The following is a 17128-nucleotide window of genomic DNA, read 5'->3' on the forward strand; positions in this document are numbered from 1 at the left end:
CTTAAATATAACCTATAGTTTATGAGGTGAGTGATGATCTGGCGCGTGATATTTACCGACTATTTCTACTTTTGGTATCAGGCCCAGCCCGTAGAGCTCCGCAAACGACTTGTGGCGGCCTTCGGCAATATTGAGTTCTGGGGGCCTGCTTTAAGCCGCCCGCAGGCGGACACGGTAAAGGGAGCTCGCTATCCCAATATGAAGGAATTACGTTTGCTATGGCGCGGCAAGCCCTATCGGATCTTTTTTGCTTTTGACCCGCATCGCAGAGCCGTTGTGCTGTGTGGTGGAGACAAATCAAACGATAAGCGTTTTTATCAGGCGCAGATAAAAGTGGCCGATACGCAGTTTGCGCATCACCTGGCAGAACTGGAGGATGAAAATGAAAACGTTAACTGAAGTGATGGCGGAGTTTTCGGCGGAAGAGCAGGCCGAGATCCGCGCAATGACCGAAGTCTTAATTCTGGAAACGGGATTGCAGCTGGTGCGTGAGCAGCAGGGGCTTTCTCAAAAACAAGTGGCGCAAAAAATGGGGGTTTCCCAGCCGGCAATCGCCGCGATTGAACAACGCGGTAACGATCTCAAAGTGCTCACGCTGAAGCGCTACGTTGAGGCGCTGGGCGGTAAACTTTCGCTGCATCTGGAGTTTCCAGAAAGCGACCGGCGTTTCCAGATATAAAAAAACCGCAGGAGGCCTGCGGTTTGAGCGGTATGTTTGAACGTGATTATCTGAAAACCACGTCTGACCAACGGGCAAGCCCCTGCGTCACCGAGCCAAAATCATCCCCTCCGGCAATCGGAATATCAGGCAACTGCTGGGCGAGCGCATGGCGCAGCAGCGGAGAACGAGCGCTGCCGCCGGTCAGGTAAATAACATCAGGTTTAGCCTGGCTGTTGTCCATCGCCAGCGTGACCTGTTCCATGATGCGCTGTAGCGGCTGGCTGATAGCGGTTTCCAGCGCTTCCTGGCTGATATCGCAGCCGACGTCTTTGGCTATAAACGGCAGCAATGCTGAAACCTGCTGGCTGCTGGAGAGCGCAATCTTGCTCTCTTCTGCCGCCCTGACAAGGCGATAGCTCAGGCGCTGACGCCAGACTTTCTGCAGATACGCCACCTTTTCCGGCTCGCGCGCGTCCCGCACCAGCTCGTTGAGCGAGCGGCCGTTAGCCGCGCTGTAGAAGTCATTCTGAGCCGGGACATCGTTAATCGCGACGGCGTTCCACCAGGGTAATACCGGCAGCGCGATGCCTTTTTCCGTCTGGCCGCCCATGCCAAGCAGCGGAGCCAGCTGTTTAAAGGCCAGCATAATATCCAGATCGTTACCGCCCACGCGGCAGCCGCTGTGGCCCAGAAGGCTTTGTTCGCGGTCGCGGCGCTGGTGCCAGTCAGGCCCCATCAGCAGTACCGAGCAGTCGGTGGTGCCGCCGCCAATGTCGACCACCAGCACCTGCTTTTCTTCCTGCAGCGTGGCTTCAAAATCCAGCCCCGCGGCTACGGGTTCAAACTGAAACACCACGTCGCGGAAGCCAGCGCGATGCGCGGCGCGTTCCAGAATCCCCTGAGCCTGCTGGTTAGCATCTTCCCCGCCCAGTCCCTGGAAGTTAATCGGCCTGCCAATCACGGCCTGGTCGATGGTCCCTTCCAGCTGGTTTTCCGCCTGTTTGCGGATGTGCAGCATCATCGCGCAGACCAGATCTTCAAACAGCGCGACCTGCTGCGGTTTCAGGCCGGTGGCGCCGAGGAAGGACTTCGGCGATTTAACGAAGTAAACCTCTTCCGGATCTTCCATGTACTGGCCAAGAGAACTTAAGCCAAATTTTACGCTGCCGGGCAGCACATCAATGTCTTCTTCGCGGTTGTAGCTCACCGCACGGCGCAGCAGCGCCTGGGTCTCGCTTCCCGTAGCCGGAACTTCGTGGTGACGGAAGAGCCACTCGCTCACCGCTTCACGCGTCGGTGCACAGAGCATGGAAGGCAGCAGCGATGAGCCGTTCTCCATCTCCAGCAGCTGTGGTTTTCCGTCGCGCATAATGGCGACCGAGCAGTTCGCCGTCCCGTAGTCAAAACCGATTTTCATTTTCGTTGATTATCCCCATGCCAGTGAGAAGGGGGGCGACTTTAGCGGAATGCCGGTCCGTGGGCAACTGAATATGAAAGCAAGGCAGAAATCGGCATTTGGCGGTATGCTAAATAAGCAGTGTTGTCTGCCTAATGCCCTCATTCTCTTCAGGATTATTTATGTACACCCTTAGCTATCAACCGCCCTATGACTGGTCCTGGATCCTCGGCTTTTTACGGGGACGTGCCGTGGAGGGCGTGGAAGTTGTTACCGCCAGTCGCTATCAGCGCAGCTTCGCGCTGGGAGAATATGCCGGGCTCGTGACGCTTGAACCAGACGAGAAAAATCTTTGCCTCAATGTGACGCTAAGCGACGGCCTGCAGCCTGTGGCAGGCGAAGTTTTACAGCGCGTGAAGAACTTACTGGATTTGGACAAGGATCCGCAGCAGGTCTTAAGCAGCCTGGGCTCGTTGGCGGCAGCCCGGCCCGGCCTGCGTCTGCCGGGATGTATGGACCCGTTCGAACAGGCCATTCGGGCCATTCTTGGGCAACTGGTTAGCGTGGCGATGGCGGCAAAATTGACCGGCAAAGTGGCAAAGACCTTCGGAAGGAAGCTTGAAGGTAATGATGGCTGGTATCTGTTTCCGGATGCCAGGACGCTGGCAAACTGCGATATTCAACAGCTGAAATCTTTAGGCATGTCGCTTAAGCGTGCAGAGGCTATTGTGCATCTTGCCGGAGAGGTGGTGAAAGGGCAGTTTCCGCTGCAGCTACCCGATGATTTGGAGCAGGGAATAAAAACCCTGATAGCATTGCCCGGTATCGGGCGCTGGACTGCCAACTATTTCGCCCTGCGCGGCTGGCAGGCCAGCGACGTTTTCCTGCCGGACGATTACCTGATTAAACAGCGCTTTCCTGATATGACGCCTGCACAAATCCGCCGCTACGCCGAGCGCTGGCAGCCCTGGCGCTCCTACGCGCTGTTACACATCTGGTATAGCGACGGTTGGACGCCGGTCAGTTAATGCCAAAATAACTATTCGTCAGCAGCAGCTCCAGCGGCTGCGGCTGGGCGATGGTTTCCCCATAGATTAAATCAATGCCAATGCCCGACAGCGTATCCATTACCAGAGGCATATCCGCCGGACCGGCGATAGTTTGCAGCGCCATGCGTTGGGCGTGACCATGCACAATCGTCACCATCATTTCGTCCATCAGATTACAGTGCACGTTGAGGATCAGGCCCGGGTCTAACATCACGTAGTCGAACAGATGATGGCTCAGGGTATTAAACAGTTCCAGATCGCGCCCAACGTGGCTCAGCACCATGCGGCAACCGGCTTTGCGCAGCCGTTTCAGGCTGGCATAAGCGCGCTGTGGCTCGGCGAGCAAGTCGCTGCTTTGAATCGTCAGGTGCAGCAGACGGGCCGGCATTCTGCGGGCGGAAAGCTGTTCCAGCAGCTCATTGACGAAGGTGTCGCTGACCAGGCCCGCACCGGAAACGGGCAGCGCGACGCCAAAACCTTTCCTTGCGACCTGAGCGGCATACTTGTCAAAAAATTCGCTAAATACGCGGCGATCCAGCGCATGGTGAAGTGCCGGGTCGGCGAGGCCTGAGCGGAATGCGGGTTCGTTGATAACGTCCCCTTCGTTGCCCCAGAAACGCAAGGTCAGGAGATAGAAACAGGTGGATTCCGGGATGCGCGGCGGCGCAATCGCCATCGCTATCATCAGCATGGGATTGTCTTTGATCACCTGCCACTGCTCGTCGAGGGGCATGGTGTCTCGCCCTTGCTCCATGTAGTGGCGATGCGGTTCATAAACCGTGACCTGGCCGCGGCCGTTGTTCTTCGAGGCGTAGCAGGCGATATCGGCCTGGGAGAGCACTTCAGACGCGATAGCATTATCGCCGTCAATGTGCGTGATCCCGGCGCTGGCGCCGATGCGATGCAGACGGCCATCCCACATGAAGTGGTAGTCGTTGATACTGCGAATGATGCGCTCAGAAATATAACGTGCGTTTTCAGTGGAACAATCTGGCAGCAGCAAACCAAATTCGTCGCCGCCGAGGCGAGCAAGGAAATCCCCTGTGCGCAGCATACTCAGCATCATCGCCGCCAGCTCTCGCAGCAAAGCATCACCTGCGGCATGGCCCGCGGAGTCGTTTACGGCTTTAAAACGGTCGAGGTCAATGAACACCAGGGCATGGCGCTGGCGGTGTTCAACCGCACCCTGCAGTAAGCGCTTCAGGTGATTCTCAAAGCTTACCCGGTTGGCCAGGTGCGTCAGGCTATCGTGCGAGGCGCTGTAGCTCAGCTGTTTGAGCATTTTCCGGGACTCAGTCACATCCTGGATAACCAGCACGGAGCCAATGCTTTGGCCGTCCAGCGTAGTCAGCGGCGTAATGGTGTAGTGGATGTCGTAGCTGCCGCCGTTGCGGCAATGTAGCACGACATCCTGCTCTATAGCGCTCCGGGAAAAATCGCCGCTGTGTATGTTTTCCATCACCGGGCCGTTATCGCCGAAGGTGATGCGCAGAATCGCCAGAATGTGCTGGCCGATGGCCGCCTCCTGCGCCCAGCCGCTGAGCTTCTCGGCAATCGGGTTCATAAAGGAGACATTCATGTCGACGTCGGTGCAAATTACCGCTTCGCCGATCGAGTCCAGCGTGATGTGCAGCCGCTCTTTTTCCTGGTACAGCGCTTCGTTAAGCTGCTTAACTTCGGTCATGTCCATATTGATGCCCAGCAGCCGTTCCACGTCGCCGTTCTTATTCAGCACGCGGTTAGCCAGGGAGCGGATGTGGCGGATACCGTCTTTGACATGGATACGAAATTCAAGCTTAAACGGCAGGCGATTTTTTAACGACTCGCGAATAACGGTTTCCGAGTGGGCGAGATCTTCTTTCACCAGCCTGTTCAGCCAGAGCTGGTAGGTCGGTTTGGTATGCGGCGGCACGTCGTAAAGCTCAAACATCCGCTTATCCCAGCTGATGACATCGTTGGTCAGATCCCACTCCCAGATGCCGATGCCGCCGGCTTCATTGGCAAGCGTAATCCGCTCCATCAGCCGCTTGTTGATCCACTCGGTATGCTTCAGGTCGTTGATGTCTTCAATCTGGGCGATGTAGTAGAGCGGCGTGCCGTCGGTATGACGCACAACGGACGCCGTGAGCATGGCCCACACGACATTGCCCGCGCTGGTGTAATAGCGCTTTTCCATTGAATAGCTATTGATGTGCCCGGCCTCAAGCTTGCTCAGGTGCTGAAGATCGAGATTCAAATCTTCGGGCCAGGTAATTTGCTGGAAGGTGAGATCGCTCAACTCTTCGCTGGAATAGCCGAGGAACTTACATAATGACTTATTGACCTGCAGCCATTTGCCCTCGGTAGAGACCAGCGCCATGCCAATAGCCGAGTATTCCATCGCGTTACGAAAGCGCGTTTCGCTTTCGGTGATGTGTTTACGCTCTGTGCGGGAGGAGTACATCACCATTGTGATGACGTTTGCCGGCAGCAGAATCAGCAGAAACGGCAGCCACGGCGCATATTCCAGCACGCGCGGGTGGGGCGTTAACATCGGGAACTTGCCGATGGCTATCATCGCCGAGACCATCATCAGCGTGGCAAGGAAAATAATAAAGGCTTCCAGACGCGGCAGCCGAATGGCGCTCCACATCAGAATGACGATGATAAAAGTGAACGGCCAGGGCAGGTAAATTAATGAAAAATAGCTGAGCGCCAGCGTGACGGCGAAGGTTGCCACGGTTTCGAACAGCAGGGCCGCTTTGCGGTGACGAAGCAAATAATAAGGTTTAAACAGCAGCCCTGCCGGCATCAGCGCCAGCGCCCCGATGGATTCAGACAGCCCCCATATAAAGAAGGTTTTCAGCGCCGAGGAGTCAACCGGTATCGGCAATAGCGTCACCAGCAGGCCGCCGACCAGCGGAGGGATTACCGCACTGCACACGGCAAGTCGTGACCAGTTATTGAGGTTTTGTAAGGGATTTTTCCGCGGCAAAAAGCGGCGTAACAAAAGCGCGCCCAGCAGCGCCTCAGCCAGGTTTATCGCGGTTAACGAGATATTCAGACCGCTAAATGAAAAAACGGTGGCGCTGGCTGCCATGCTGCCCAGTGCACAGACGGCGGCAATGAACGGCCATTGACGGAGAGGAGAACGGAAAAATGCCGCCATCATCACCGAGGTGGTAAACCATATAGGCACCAGGTCGGTGCCTTTTAACGTCAGCTCAAGGGAATAGAGGGTGAAAACAAAGCTGAGTAACCCCAAGCCAGCCAGCAGTATCAGTGAATGGACGGCGGCTTCTGTTTGTCTGTTTTTTTTAATCATTACCGCAAATCCGCTTGGACACTGCCGCCAGGAGCCATGCCCGGATGCATATAAATAAAGAATCGGTTTATGCTAGTACAAACAATTTACAATTCCTATGCTCGGTTGTCAGAATTTACCTACAGAGTGTCAGAAATTGCGTAGTCAAATCACGTAATTAAATAATTCCACTTCACCCGTTGCCTGGCGATGGTGCGCTGTCATGCCTTTGTCACTTTGTTGGCCTTTTGCCGCGTAATTTCACGATTGCAGGGGGTAAGAGACTGGTATCAAAAGGCGGTTGTCCCTATAATTGCGGCGTTTGACGCCTCCGCGTCGTCCTTCCAACACTTTTCGTATTCAGGCCGTAAATAATATGACCGATCAGTCTCATCAATGCGTCATCATCGGGATAGCCGGCGCATCGGCTTCAGGGAAAAGCCTCATTGCCAGCACGTTGTATCGTGAACTGCGCGAGCAAGTCGGCGATGAACACATTGGTGTCATTCCAGAAGACAGTTACTACAAAGATCAAAGCCATCTGTCGATGGAAGAGCGTGTTAAAACCAACTACGATCACCCCAGCGCAATGGACCACAACCTGCTTTTCCAGCATTTGCAGACGTTGAAGTCCGGCAAAGCAATCGAACTGCCGGTTTATAGCTACGTGGAGCACACCCGCACCGACCAGACCGTGCATTTGGTCCCGAAGAAGGTGATCATTCTGGAAGGCATCCTGCTGCTGACCGATGCGCGCCTGCGCCAGGAAATGAACTTCTCTATTTTTGTTGATACACCGCTGGATATCTGCCTGATGCGCCGTATGAAGCGCGACGTTAACGAGCGCGGCCGTTCAATGGATTCCGTGATGGCGCAGTATCAAAAAACGGTACGCCCAATGTTCCTGCAATTTATTGAGCCTTCCAAACAATACGCCGATATTATCGTGCCGCGCGGGGGCAAGAACCGCATCGCAATCGATATTCTGAAAGCCAAAATCAGTCAGTTCTTTGAATAAAGACCTTTGCGAGCGCGCGTAAGCCGCTCGCTTTTACGTTGAATCCCTCATCCATTGCCAATTGGCTATCGTCGACGCTCTGTGGCAGTGTGTGTAAACTGAGATTGATAAGGAGAATCTGCGATGCGCCTTTGCGATCGTGATATCGAAGCCTGGCTGGATGATGGCCGTTTAGCGATTACCCCCCGTCCTCCGGTTGAACGCATTAACGGTGCCACCGTGGATGTGCGCCTCGGCAATAAATTCCGCACGTTTAGCGGGCATACCGCACCTTTTATCGATCTCAGCGGCCCTAAAGATGAAGTCACCGAAGCGTTAGAGCGCGTGATGAGTGATGAGATTGTGTTGGAAGAAGGTGAAGCTTTCTTTCTACACCCCGGTGAACTGGCGCTGGCGGTAACGCTGGAATCTGTCACGCTGCCGGACGACCTTGTGGGCTGGCTGGATGGGCGTTCCTCGTTAGCGCGCCTGGGCCTGATGGTACACGTCACCGCCCACCGCATCGATCCGGGCTGGCATGGCTGTATCGTGCTTGAGTTCTACAATTCAGGGAAGCTGCCGCTGGCGCTGCGTCCGGGAATGATGATTGGCGCCCTGAGCTTTGAACCCCTCTCCGGGCCAGCCGCTCGCCCTTATAATCGCCGTCAGGATGCCAAATACCGCGACCAGCAGGGTGCGGTAGCAAGCCGTATCGATAAAGACTGAATTGCAGTGAGTTGTTCGCCCTCTGGCGAATGATATGGAGAATGTTATGAGACGACTATTAACCACGTTGATGATTCTGCTGGTTGTGCTGATAGCCGGCCTGACCTCACTCGTGTTGTTGGTTAACCCTAACGACTTCCGTGGTTATATGGTTCGTCAGGTTGAGGCCCGCAGCGGCTATCACCTTGAGCTGGAAGGGCCGCTGCGCTGGCATGTCTGGCCGCAGCTGAGTATTTTGTCTGGCCGCATGTCGCTGACTGCGCCGGGTGCCAGTTTGCCAATGGTTAGCGCGGAAAATATGCGTCTGGATGTAGCGCTGATTCCGCTGCTTTCTCACCAGCTTCAGGTTCGCCAGGTCATGCTGAAAAGCGCGGTGATTCAGATGACGCCGCAGGCTGAAGCGAAGCTTTCGGCTAACGCGCCGGTAGGGCCAAAAGACACCATTAGTGAACCGGATACCGGGCGTGGCTGGTCCTTTGATGTTGCGAAGCTTAAGGTCGTCGACAGCGTGCTGGTCTTCCAGCATATCAATGACGAGCAGGTCACCGTCCGCAATATTAACCTGCAAATGACGCAGGATGATAAGCGCCAGGCGCATATTGAACTCAGCAGCCAAATCAACCGTGACCAGCGGGATTTAATGCTTTCGGTCACCGCAGATGTCGATCTCCATGACTATCCACAGCAAATCAACGCCACGCTAAGCCAAATTGACTACCGGCTGCAGGGCGCCGACCTTCCGGCTGGCGGCATCGGCGGCTCGGGATCGCTTCAACTGGGCTGGAAAAACACGGGCAGCCAGCTTTCGCTGACAAATATGCAGCTCACGGCCAACGACAGTGATTTACAGGGCAATGTCAGCGTGGCGATGCAGAATAAACCGCAGTGGACGGTGGATCTGCAATCTCGCCTGCTCAACCTCGACAAACTGGTGGCCAATGCGCCCGTTGCGGATACCTTGATTAACCAACAGGCCCAGCAGGCTCAGCAACAGTCCCGTCCGGGCCCGGTGATTGCCGAACAACAGGGTGAAACCAACTATCACAGCCTGCGTAATTTTAATGCCGTACTGAATATCAAGGCCGGTGAAGTACGCTGGCGCGGCCTGGCGTTCAGCGATGTGCAGACCGCGCTGGTGAATCAGGCGGGTAAACTCAGCATTAACCAGCTCAACGGCAAGCTGGGGCAGGGCACGCTCTCGCTGCCGGGCTTCCTGGATGCCAGCGGCAAGACGCCTGAGCTTGCCTTCCAGCCGCAGGTGAAAAATGTTGAGATAGGCAAAATTCTGACCGCGTTTGATTACCCGATTGCGTTAACCGGGCAGTTTTCTATGACGGGTGATTTCAGCGGTGAACGCCTTGATGCGGAGGATTTCCGCAGTAACTGGCAGGGAGACGCCCAGCTTGAGCTGGCCCATTCCCGCCTCGAGGGGATGAACTTCCAGCAGCTGATTCAGCAGGCGGTCAGTCGGAACAATGAGGGCGTGGATGCGCAGCAGAATGTTCAGAACGTCACCGAGCTTGATCACTTCTCCACGTCTGCGTCGCTGGATAATGGGCTTCTGACGATGACGAAGATGGTCGGTGAGTCCAGCGTATTGTCCCTGACCGGCGAAGGCACGATGGATCTGGTGAAAGAGGTCTGCGACACCAACTTTGCAATTAAAGTCAGCGGCGGCTGGCAGGGCAGCGACAGTAAACTGATTGAAGTGCTAAAAAACACGGCCGTTCCGCTCCGGGTTTATGGCCCGTGGCAGCAGCTGAATTACACGCTTCAGGTTGACCAGGTGCTACGCAAGCAGCTGCAGGATGAAGCTAAGCGTCGGCTCAATGACTGGCTGGATAAGCATAAAGAGAGCGACAAGGCGAAAGACGCTCAGCAGTTACTGAATAAGCTTTAACGACAAAAAAACGGCGGAAGCCAGTTCAGATTGATAACTGGCCTCTGGCGAGAGAAGAAATACCCGCCAGCTCATTAGAAAAACAGGAAAATCAATTCATTGATTTTCGGCTAAAAATCACAAAGAGGGAAAAACCACGCTTTTTCCCTCTTTGTCAGCAACCCAAACCGGCTCTCGCCGGTTTTTTTATACCTCATAATCCAGCTGATTATCGTCTTGTTCGAGCGGGATGATTTGCACTTTGTTGACCCTGTGATTCACCACCTCCAGCGTTTTGAGCAAATAATTCCCCACTTCAACGCTCTCGCCTTCGGCTGGAATATGCTGCAAATGCTCCATCAACAACCCGGCAATGGTGTGGTATTCCCGTTTCTCATCCAGGGGAAGGGCGATGTACTGCACCAGGTCGTCCAGCGGCATGTGGCCGTTAGCCGTCCAGCTACCGTCCTGATTTTTCTGGATATCGTGGCGGGCATCTATCTCTTCCACTTCGTTCGGCAGATTACCGGCGATGGTTTCCATTACGTCGCTCAGGGTGACAATGCCTTCCACCGAGCCAAACTCATCGACGACAAAAGCAAAATGGGTGCGCGCGTTACGGAACTGTTCTAACGCCTGCAGCAGCGGTAATGCCTCCGGGAAAACCAGCGGCTGACGAATCAACGGTGCAATATTCAGCGCTTCGCCGTGCAGCGACTGCTGCAATAAATCGATAACGTGCACCACGCCGAGGATGTCATCGTCATTGTCCGTGACCACGATGCGCGTGTGCTGGTTTTTATTCAGAAGTTCGCGAACCTCGGCTTCCGGGGCGGTAATGTCCAGATGCTCGACGTCGTGGCGGGAGGTCATGATACTGCTGACGCTGCGCTGGTTCAGGTGCAGCACGCGTTCGATCATCCGCGTTTCCTGCGGGTTAAAAACATCGCTGTTAATGCCGCTGTCGGCTATAAGTGAGGCGGTCTGGGCATCCAGTTCCGCTTCTTCTTTCTTACCGTTCAACAGCCGCAGCACGGCTTCGGCGGTGCGCTCCCGCAGCGACTGATTTGCGGAAAGAAAACGTCGGCGGTTAAATATCGCCAGCTGATTGAGTGATTCAATCATCACCGAGAATCCGATGGCGGCATAGAGATAGCCTTTCGGGATTTGATAGCCAAAGCCGTCGGCCACCAGGCTAAAGCCAATCATCAGCAGGAAACTCAGGCACAAAATCACGATGGTCGGGTGGCTGTTCACAAACCGAGTCAGCGACTTGCTGGCCAGCACCATCAGCCCGATGGCGATGATAACCGCGACCATCATGACCGCCAGATGGTCGACCATGCCAACGGCGGTGACTACCGAATCAAGGGAAAATACGGCGTCAAGAATGACGATTTGCGCCACAACGGGCCAGAATTTGGCCCCCCGTTTTTGCGTGTGATGCTCGCTGTCTTTGCCCTCCAGCCGCTCATTCAGCTCCATCGTGGCCTTAAACAGCAGGAACATACCGCCCAACAGCATGATCAGATCCCTGGCGCTAAAGCTAAGGTCGTGAAGGGTGAATAGCGGTCGGGTAAGCGTCACCAGCCACGAAATGGAGGCCAGCAGCAGCAGGCGCATAACCATCGCCAGCAGTAAGCCCGTGACGCGGGCGCGATCGCGCAGTTTAGGAGGCAGCTTTTCGGCGAGGATGGCAATAAAAACGAGGTTATCAATGCCCAGAACCAGTTCTAAAACGACCAGGGTAACTAACCCGGCCCAGACTGAGGGGTCGGCAATCCATTCCATACGGGGTTTATAGCCTTTAACTTACGGGCAAATGCCACACGGAAATGATGGATAATTGTCGGACAAAAAGCAATGTTTGTCTGAGAATAATCCGTAATGACTTATAGAATTTTCAGCATTAAATGAATGCCCGGCAAATTATTGCGGATAATATTTAAAGAAGCATTTGAGTTATATATTTTATATATGAATACACCGCTATGAGATAGTTCTGCATATTTTTCCAGACATTGTCTTATTATTTCCATTGTCAATATAAAGAAAATCCTAAAATGTTATTATTGCGTGGTTCATATTATTCTTAAAAGTCCGCCTCCAGCCTTTTGTCTCCTTGCCTGCTGAGTTTTAAGCTGCAACAATCTTTGGCGATGATTAGCAATGAATGTGTGATTACCCGTTTAGTAATAGTTTGTCCCAGCATTGTCATAAGACCTGATTCATTTTTTTTAATATTTTCCGGATATTAGAGAATCTCAGGTTATTAGGATTATTTAACTTTTTCAGTGGGTTGGTGACTGTGAGCCAGGGGCGGTAGCGTGCCCGGATGCGGCCAGATAACAGCAAGTGATGGCGCCATCAGAATGTCGGGGAATAAGCTTATTTTAGGAATAATGCCAGTTTTCTCATTCTCTGAATATGTTCAATTCTGTACTTCGTTCTCACGGTTAATTGCTTGCCTGTTTTATTCGCTCAGGATAATTACTCTGCCATAGTGATAAATATTCAATGATAAAATACAAACTGAAGTTGATGCCATTATTGGTGTCAGTCACCCTGATGAGCGGCTGCACGATATTTCCCGGCAGCAATATGTCTACGTCGGGAAAAGACGTCATCAAACAACAGGATGCTGATTTCGACCTTGACCGAATGGTCAACGTTTATCCTTTAACGCCGCGACTGGTGGAGCAACTGAGGCCTCGTCCAGTGGTTGCCCAGCCGAATGCCGGACTGGATAAAGATATCGCCAATTACCAGTACCGCGTCGGGCCGGGGGATGTATTAAACGTCACGGTCTGGGATCACCCTGAACTCACCACGCCAGCGGGGCAATATCGCAGTTCAAGCGACACTGGTAACTGGGTACAGCCCGATGGCACCATGTTCTATCCGTATGTGGGCAAAATCAGCGTGACCGGCAAAACGCTGGCAGAAATTCGCAGCGATATTACCAGCCGTCTTGCGCAGTACATTGCCCAGCCGCAGGTGGACGTTAATATCGCTGCCTTCCGCTCGCAAAAAGCCTATATCTCCGGGCAGGTAAATAAATCCGGCCAGCAGCCCATCACTAACGTACCGCTGACTATCCTCGACGCGATCAATGCCGCAGGCGGTTTAACCGAAGTAGCCGACTGGCGTAACGTCGTTCTGACCCATAACGGGCAGGAAAAACGCATTTCTCTGCAGGCGCTAATGCAAAACGGCGACCTCAGCCAAAACCATTTGCTCTACCCCGGCGACATTCTGTTTGTGCCGCGTAATGACGATCTGAAAGTGTTTGTGATGGGGGAAGTGAAGAAGCAAACCACCCTCAAAATGGACTTCAGCGGCATGACGCTTACCGAGGCGCTTGGCCAGGCCGAAGGTATCGATCTCACCTCGTCCAACGCCAGCGGCATCTTCGTGATCCGTCCGCTCAAGGGCCAGACGCAGCAAAACGGCAAGATTGCCAACATTTATCAGCTCGATATGTCCGATGCGACTTCGCTGGTGATGGGCACCGAGTTCCAGCTCCAGCCGTATGACGTGGTGTACGTGACCACGGCACCGGTTTCTCGCTGGAATCGCCTGATCAACCAGCTTCTGCCAACCATCAGCGGCGTGCGTTACATGACCGATACCGCCAAAGATATCCATACCTGGTAACGCACTATGTTCAACAAAATACTTGTGGTTTGCGTGGGGAACATCTGCCGTTCCCCCACGGCTGAACGGCTGCTCAAACGCTACCACCCGGAGCTTAGCGTCAGCTCAGCAGGGCTGGGGGCGCTGGTCGGGAAGGGCGCGGATGCCGGTGCTGTTGAGGTTGCCGGGCGGCACAACCTTTCGCTTGAGGGGCATTTAGCCCGCCAGGTTTCGGGGCGTCTATGCCGGGAGCACGATCTGATTCTGGCGATGGAAAAACGTCACATCACCACGCTGTGCGAAATGGCACCCGAAATGCGCGGCAAAGTGATGCTGTTTGGCCACTGGGATGCCGGCAGAGAAATTCCTGACCCCTATCGTAAAAGCCGTGACGCCTTCGAAGCGGTCTACAGCATGCTCGACCTTTCTGCCCAAAAGTGGGCTAACGCACTCAACGCTCATCAGGGATAACAATGACAGAGAAAGTACGCCGTTCGAGCGCCCCGACCGAGGGCAATGACGAAATTGATATTGGCCGTTTGTTTGGCACCGTGCTGGAGGCTCGCTGGTGGGTTATCGGCATTACGGGGCTGTTCGCCGTGCTGGCCGCGGTTTATGCCCTGTTTGCCACGCCGGTCTACAAGGCCGACGCGCTGGTGCAAATCGAACAAAATGCCGGTAACACGCTGGTGAACGACATCAGCTCTGCGCTCAGCAATAAGCCACCGGCGTCTGCCGCAGAAATTCAGCTGATCCAGTCCCGCATGGTGCTGGGGAAAACCGTTGATGACCTGAATCTGGACATCTCGGTGACTAAGAACACCTTCTGGCTGTTCGGCGCTGGCTGGGACCGCCTGCAGGGGCACCAGAACGACACGGTGAATGTCACCACGTTTACGCTGCCGGCAGCGATGAACAAAGACACCTTTACCGTGGAAGTGCTGAACGATAAACAGTATCAGCTGACCAGCGACAATGGCTTTAGCGCCAAAGGTGAAGTGGGCAAGCTGCTGAGTAAATCGGGCGTCACGATGCAGGTGGATGGCATCCAGGCGCAGCCTGGTGACAATTTCACGGTGGTGAAGTATTCCACGCTCGGGATGATCAACCAGCTGCTGGGCAACCTGACGGTGACTGAAAACGGCAAAGATACCGGCGTGCTTAGTTTGTCCTACACCGGGGAAGATAAAGATCAGATCCGCACCATTCTCGACAGTATCACCCGCAACTACCTGGCGCAGAACGTGCAGCGTAAATCTGAAGAGGCCGCCAAAAGCCTGAAGTTCCTGGCCGAGCAGTTGCCTGAAGTGCGTCGCAATCTGGATGCCGCAGAGAACAAACTGAATGCCTATCGTCAGCGCCAGGATTCGGTGGATCTTTCTCTGGAGGCGAAATCGCTGCTGGATTCCGTGGTCAACATCGACGCTCAGCTGAATCAGCTGACCTTCAAAGAAGCTGAAATCTCCAAGCTGTACACCAAAGCCCACCCGTCCTACCGCACGTTGCTGGAGCAGCGCCGAACGCTGGAAGATCAGAAAGCTCGCCTGACCAACAGCATCGCCGCGATGCCCAAAACCCAGCAGGAAATTGTGCGCCTGACCCGCGATGTGGAGTCCGGGCAGCAGGTTTATATGCAGCTGTTGAACAAGCAGCAAGAGCTGAAAATCACCGAAGCCAGTACGGTGGGAGACGTGCGCATCGTCGACCCGGCGATCACGCAGCCTGGCATGGTTAAACCTCAGCGCGTGCTGGTGGTGCTGGGCAGCATCATTCTGGGCCTGATTGTGTCTGTGATCGGGGTGCTGCTGCGCTCGCTGTTTAACGGCGGCATTGAAAGCCCGACCGTGCTGGAAGAGGCGGGGCTCAGCGTGTATGCGAGCATTCCGCTCTCCGAATGGCAGAAAACCCGCGACCAGGCCAACCTGCGCAACGTCAAAGGCACTAAGCGCTTCAAACAGAGCCAGTTGCTGGCGGTGGGTAACCCGACCGACCTGGCCATTGAAGCCATTCGCAGCCTGCGCACCAGCCTGCATTTCGCCATGATGCAGGCCCCCAACAACGTCCTGATGCTCACCGGCGTTAGCCCGTCTATCGGTAAAACCTTTGTGTGTGCCAACCTCGCGGCGGTGATTAGCCAGACCAACAAGCGCGTGCTGCTGGTGGACTGCGACATGCGCAAAGGCTATACCCACGAACTGCTGGGGACCACCAACGTTAACGGACTGTCTGACGTGCTGTCAGGGCAGGGGGATATTAGCCGCTGCGCGCAGAAAACCTCCGTGCCGAACTTTGACCTTATCCCACGCGGGCAGGTCCCGGCTAACCCGTCCGAACTGTTGATGAACGAGCGCTTCTCTCAGTTGGTGAAGTGGGCCAGTGAAAATTATGACCTGGTGCTGATTGATACGCCGCCGATTCTGGCCGTCACGGACGCGGCGATTGTGGGGCGCCATGCTGGCACCACGCTGATGGTGGCGCGCTACGCGGTGAACACGCTGAAAGAAGTGGAAACCAGCCTGAGCCGTTTTGAGCAGAACGGCATTGCCGTGCGCGGCGTGATCCTTAACTCGATTTTCCGCCGGGCCACGGGCTACCAGGATTACGGGTATTACGAATACGAATATAAGTCGGATGCTAAATAAGGTGATAGCCATGAACAGCAGCGCAACTCGCCCGCTTATCTCTATATATATGCCGACCTGGAACCGCCAGCAGTTGGCTATTCGCGCCATCAACTCGGTGCTGCGGCAGGATTATGATCACTGGGAAATGATCATCGTCGATGACTGCTCCGCCAGCTTCCAGCAGCTGGAGCAGTTTGTTGCAGACCTCGGCGATCCTCGGGTGCGTTACATTCACAACGACATGAACAGCGGTGCCTGCGCAGTACGTAACCAGGCCATTGGGCTGGCGCAAGGGCGGTTTATCACCGGCATTGATGATGATGACGAATGGACGCCGAACCGCCTGTCGGTATTTTTGTCCCACCAGCATCAACTGGTCACCCACGCATTTTTATATGCCAACGACTATTTGTGTGAAGGGCAGGTCTACTCGCAGCCGACCAGCCTGCCGCTGTACCCGAAGTCGCCCTATTCCCTGAAGCTGTTCTACAAGCGCAACATCATCGGCAATCAGGTCTTTACCTACGCCGAGCGCTTTAAGAGCAGCCTGTTTGATACCGAGCTGAAGGCGGCGCAGGATTACGACATCTTCCTGCGCATGGTGGTGGCGTTCGGCCAGCCGTGGAAGGTGGAGGAGGCGACCCAAATTCTGCACGTTAATCACGGCGAAATGCAGATAACCAAATCCCCAAAGAAATTTGCCGGTTATTTCCACTTTTACCGCAAGCACAAAGCCAAGTTCGACCGGGCCAGTAAGAAATATCAGCTGTATACGCTCTACCAAATCCGCAATAAGCGCATGTCGTGGCGCACCCTGTTAGCTCTGCTGACGGTGCGCAACGGCAAGCGCCTGGCCGATAGTCTGCGGGGGAGGTAA

13 protein-coding genes are annotated in these 17128 nt (G+C 54.6%); 10 read left to right on the forward strand and 3 right to left on the reverse strand.

The features are described from left to right. Positions 1 to 33: 33 nt before the first annotated feature. Positions 34 to 399, forward strand: coding sequence for a type II toxin-antitoxin system RelE/ParE family toxin (locus F3J28_RS02785; protein ID WP_166872507.1), 366 nt, complete (start codon positions 34 to 36; stop codon positions 397 to 399). Next, positions 383 to 679 (forward strand): helix-turn-helix domain-containing protein, encoded by a 297-nt coding sequence (locus tag F3J28_RS02790; RefSeq protein ID WP_166872510.1) that lies wholly within the window; start codon positions 383 to 385, stop codon positions 677 to 679. Before F3J28_RS02785 ends, F3J28_RS02790 begins: the two co-directional genes overlap by 17 nt. Before the next feature lie 46 nt (positions 680 to 725). Here F3J28_RS02790 and yegD read toward each other — a convergent pair whose 3' ends face one another. Further along, a complete protein-coding gene (gene yegD / locus F3J28_RS02795; protein ID WP_166872513.1) occupies positions 726 to 2078 on the reverse strand; it encodes a molecular chaperone in 1353 nt (450 codons plus the stop codon). Positions 2079 to 2239: 161 nt separating this feature from the next. On the opposite strand from yegD, the gene alkA reads away from it, so the two are divergent. After that, the gene (gene alkA, locus F3J28_RS02800) at positions 2240 to 3085 is read left to right on the forward strand and encodes a DNA-3-methyladenine glycosylase 2 (RefSeq protein WP_166872514.1); all 846 of its coding nucleotides are present in this window, start codon (positions 2240 to 2242) and stop codon (positions 3083 to 3085) included. Here alkA and F3J28_RS02805 read toward each other — a convergent pair. Further along, the gene (locus tag F3J28_RS02805; protein WP_166872517.1) at positions 3078 to 6410 is read right to left on the reverse strand and encodes a diguanylate cyclase; all 3333 of its coding nucleotides are present in this window, start codon (positions 6408 to 6410) and stop codon (positions 3078 to 3080) included. The genes alkA and F3J28_RS02805 overlap by 8 nt on opposite strands. Before the next feature lie 355 nt (positions 6411 to 6765). Between F3J28_RS02805 and udk the strand changes: the two genes are divergently transcribed. From udk to asmA, 3 genes are all read left to right on the forward strand, one after another. Continuing rightward, entirely contained in the window at positions 6766 to 7407 is a 642-nt protein-coding gene (gene udk, locus F3J28_RS02810; RefSeq protein WP_008455103.1) for a uridine kinase, read from the forward strand. Between the two features lie 123 nt (positions 7408 to 7530). Next, positions 7531 to 8112, forward strand: a complete 582-nt coding sequence (gene dcd, locus F3J28_RS02815; RefSeq protein WP_008455101.1) for a dCTP deaminase — start codon at positions 7531 to 7533, stop codon at positions 8110 to 8112. 46 nt (positions 8113 to 8158) lie between these two features. After that, a complete protein-coding gene (asmA, locus tag F3J28_RS02820) occupies positions 8159 to 10012 on the forward strand; it encodes an outer membrane assembly protein AsmA (RefSeq protein WP_166872520.1) in 1854 nt (617 codons plus the stop codon). Between the two features lie 186 nt (positions 10013 to 10198). Here the strand turns inward: asmA and F3J28_RS02825 are convergent, their stop codons facing one another. Continuing rightward, the gene (locus F3J28_RS02825; RefSeq protein WP_166872523.1) at positions 10199 to 11782 is read right to left on the reverse strand and encodes a TerC family protein; all 1584 of its coding nucleotides are present in this window, start codon (positions 11780 to 11782) and stop codon (positions 10199 to 10201) included. Positions 11783 to 12508: 726 nt separating this feature from the next. Between F3J28_RS02825 and F3J28_RS02830 the strand changes: the two genes are divergently transcribed. The 4 genes from F3J28_RS02830 to wcaA are packed head-to-tail and all read left to right on the forward strand — an operon-like array spanning position 12509 to position 17128. Continuing rightward, a complete protein-coding gene (locus F3J28_RS02830; RefSeq protein ID WP_166862848.1) occupies positions 12509 to 13648 on the forward strand; it encodes a polysaccharide export protein in 1140 nt (379 codons plus the stop codon). 6 nt (positions 13649 to 13654) lie between these two features. After that, entirely contained in the window at positions 13655 to 14098 is a 444-nt protein-coding gene (wzb, locus tag F3J28_RS02835; protein WP_008455093.1) for a low molecular weight protein-tyrosine-phosphatase Wzb, read from the forward strand. A 2-nt stretch (positions 14099 to 14100) separates the two neighbouring features. Continuing rightward, positions 14101 to 16269 carry a tyrosine-protein kinase Wzc gene (gene wzc, locus F3J28_RS02840; RefSeq protein WP_166872526.1) on the forward strand — a complete coding sequence of 723 codons (2169 nt, stop codon included), beginning with the start codon at positions 14101 to 14103 and terminating at the stop codon, positions 16267 to 16269. 10 nt (positions 16270 to 16279) lie between these two features. After that, positions 16280 to 17128, forward strand: a complete 849-nt coding sequence (gene wcaA / locus F3J28_RS02845; RefSeq protein WP_166872529.1) for a colanic acid biosynthesis glycosyltransferase WcaA — start codon at positions 16280 to 16282, stop codon at positions 17126 to 17128.

Source organism: Enterobacter sp. Ap-1006 (genome assembly GCF_011752835.1).
In the GTDB taxonomy this organism is placed as follows: Bacteria; Pseudomonadota; Gammaproteobacteria; order Enterobacterales; family Enterobacteriaceae; genus Cedecea.

Excerpts from the sequence above, each read along its gene's own strand:
- wzb (WP_008455093.1), top strand. The coding sequence starts at position 13,655 with ATGTTCAACAAAATACTTGTGGTTTGCGTGGGGAACATCTGCCGTTCC.
- dcd (WP_008455101.1), top strand. The coding sequence starts at position 7,531 with ATGCGCCTTTGCGATCGTGATATCGAAGCCTGGCTGGATGATGGCCGT.
- yegD (WP_166872513.1), bottom strand. The coding sequence starts at position 2,078 with ATGAAAATCGGTTTTGACTACGGGACGGCGAACTGCTCGGTCGCCATT.
- asmA (WP_166872520.1), top strand. The coding sequence starts at position 8,159 with ATGAGACGACTATTAACCACGTTGATGATTCTGCTGGTTGTGCTGATA.
- F3J28_RS02830 (WP_166862848.1), top strand. The coding sequence starts at position 12,509 with ATGATAAAATACAAACTGAAGTTGATGCCATTATTGGTGTCAGTCACC.
- F3J28_RS02805 (WP_166872517.1), bottom strand. The coding sequence starts at position 6,410 with ATGATTAAAAAAAACAGACAAACAGAAGCCGCCGTCCATTCACTGATA.
- wcaA (WP_166872529.1), top strand. The coding sequence starts at position 16,280 with ATGAACAGCAGCGCAACTCGCCCGCTTATCTCTATATATATGCCGACC.
- wzc (WP_166872526.1), top strand. The coding sequence starts at position 14,101 with ATGACAGAGAAAGTACGCCGTTCGAGCGCCCCGACCGAGGGCAATGAC.
- alkA (WP_166872514.1), top strand. The coding sequence starts at position 2,240 with ATGTACACCCTTAGCTATCAACCGCCCTATGACTGGTCCTGGATCCTC.
- F3J28_RS02825 (WP_166872523.1), bottom strand. The coding sequence starts at position 11,782 with ATGGAATGGATTGCCGACCCCTCAGTCTGGGCCGGGTTAGTTACCCTG.
- F3J28_RS02790 (WP_166872510.1), top strand. The coding sequence starts at position 383 with ATGAAAACGTTAACTGAAGTGATGGCGGAGTTTTCGGCGGAAGAGCAG.
- F3J28_RS02785 (WP_166872507.1), top strand. The coding sequence starts at position 34 with ATGATCTGGCGCGTGATATTTACCGACTATTTCTACTTTTGGTATCAG.
- udk (WP_008455103.1), top strand. The coding sequence starts at position 6,766 with ATGACCGATCAGTCTCATCAATGCGTCATCATCGGGATAGCCGGCGCA.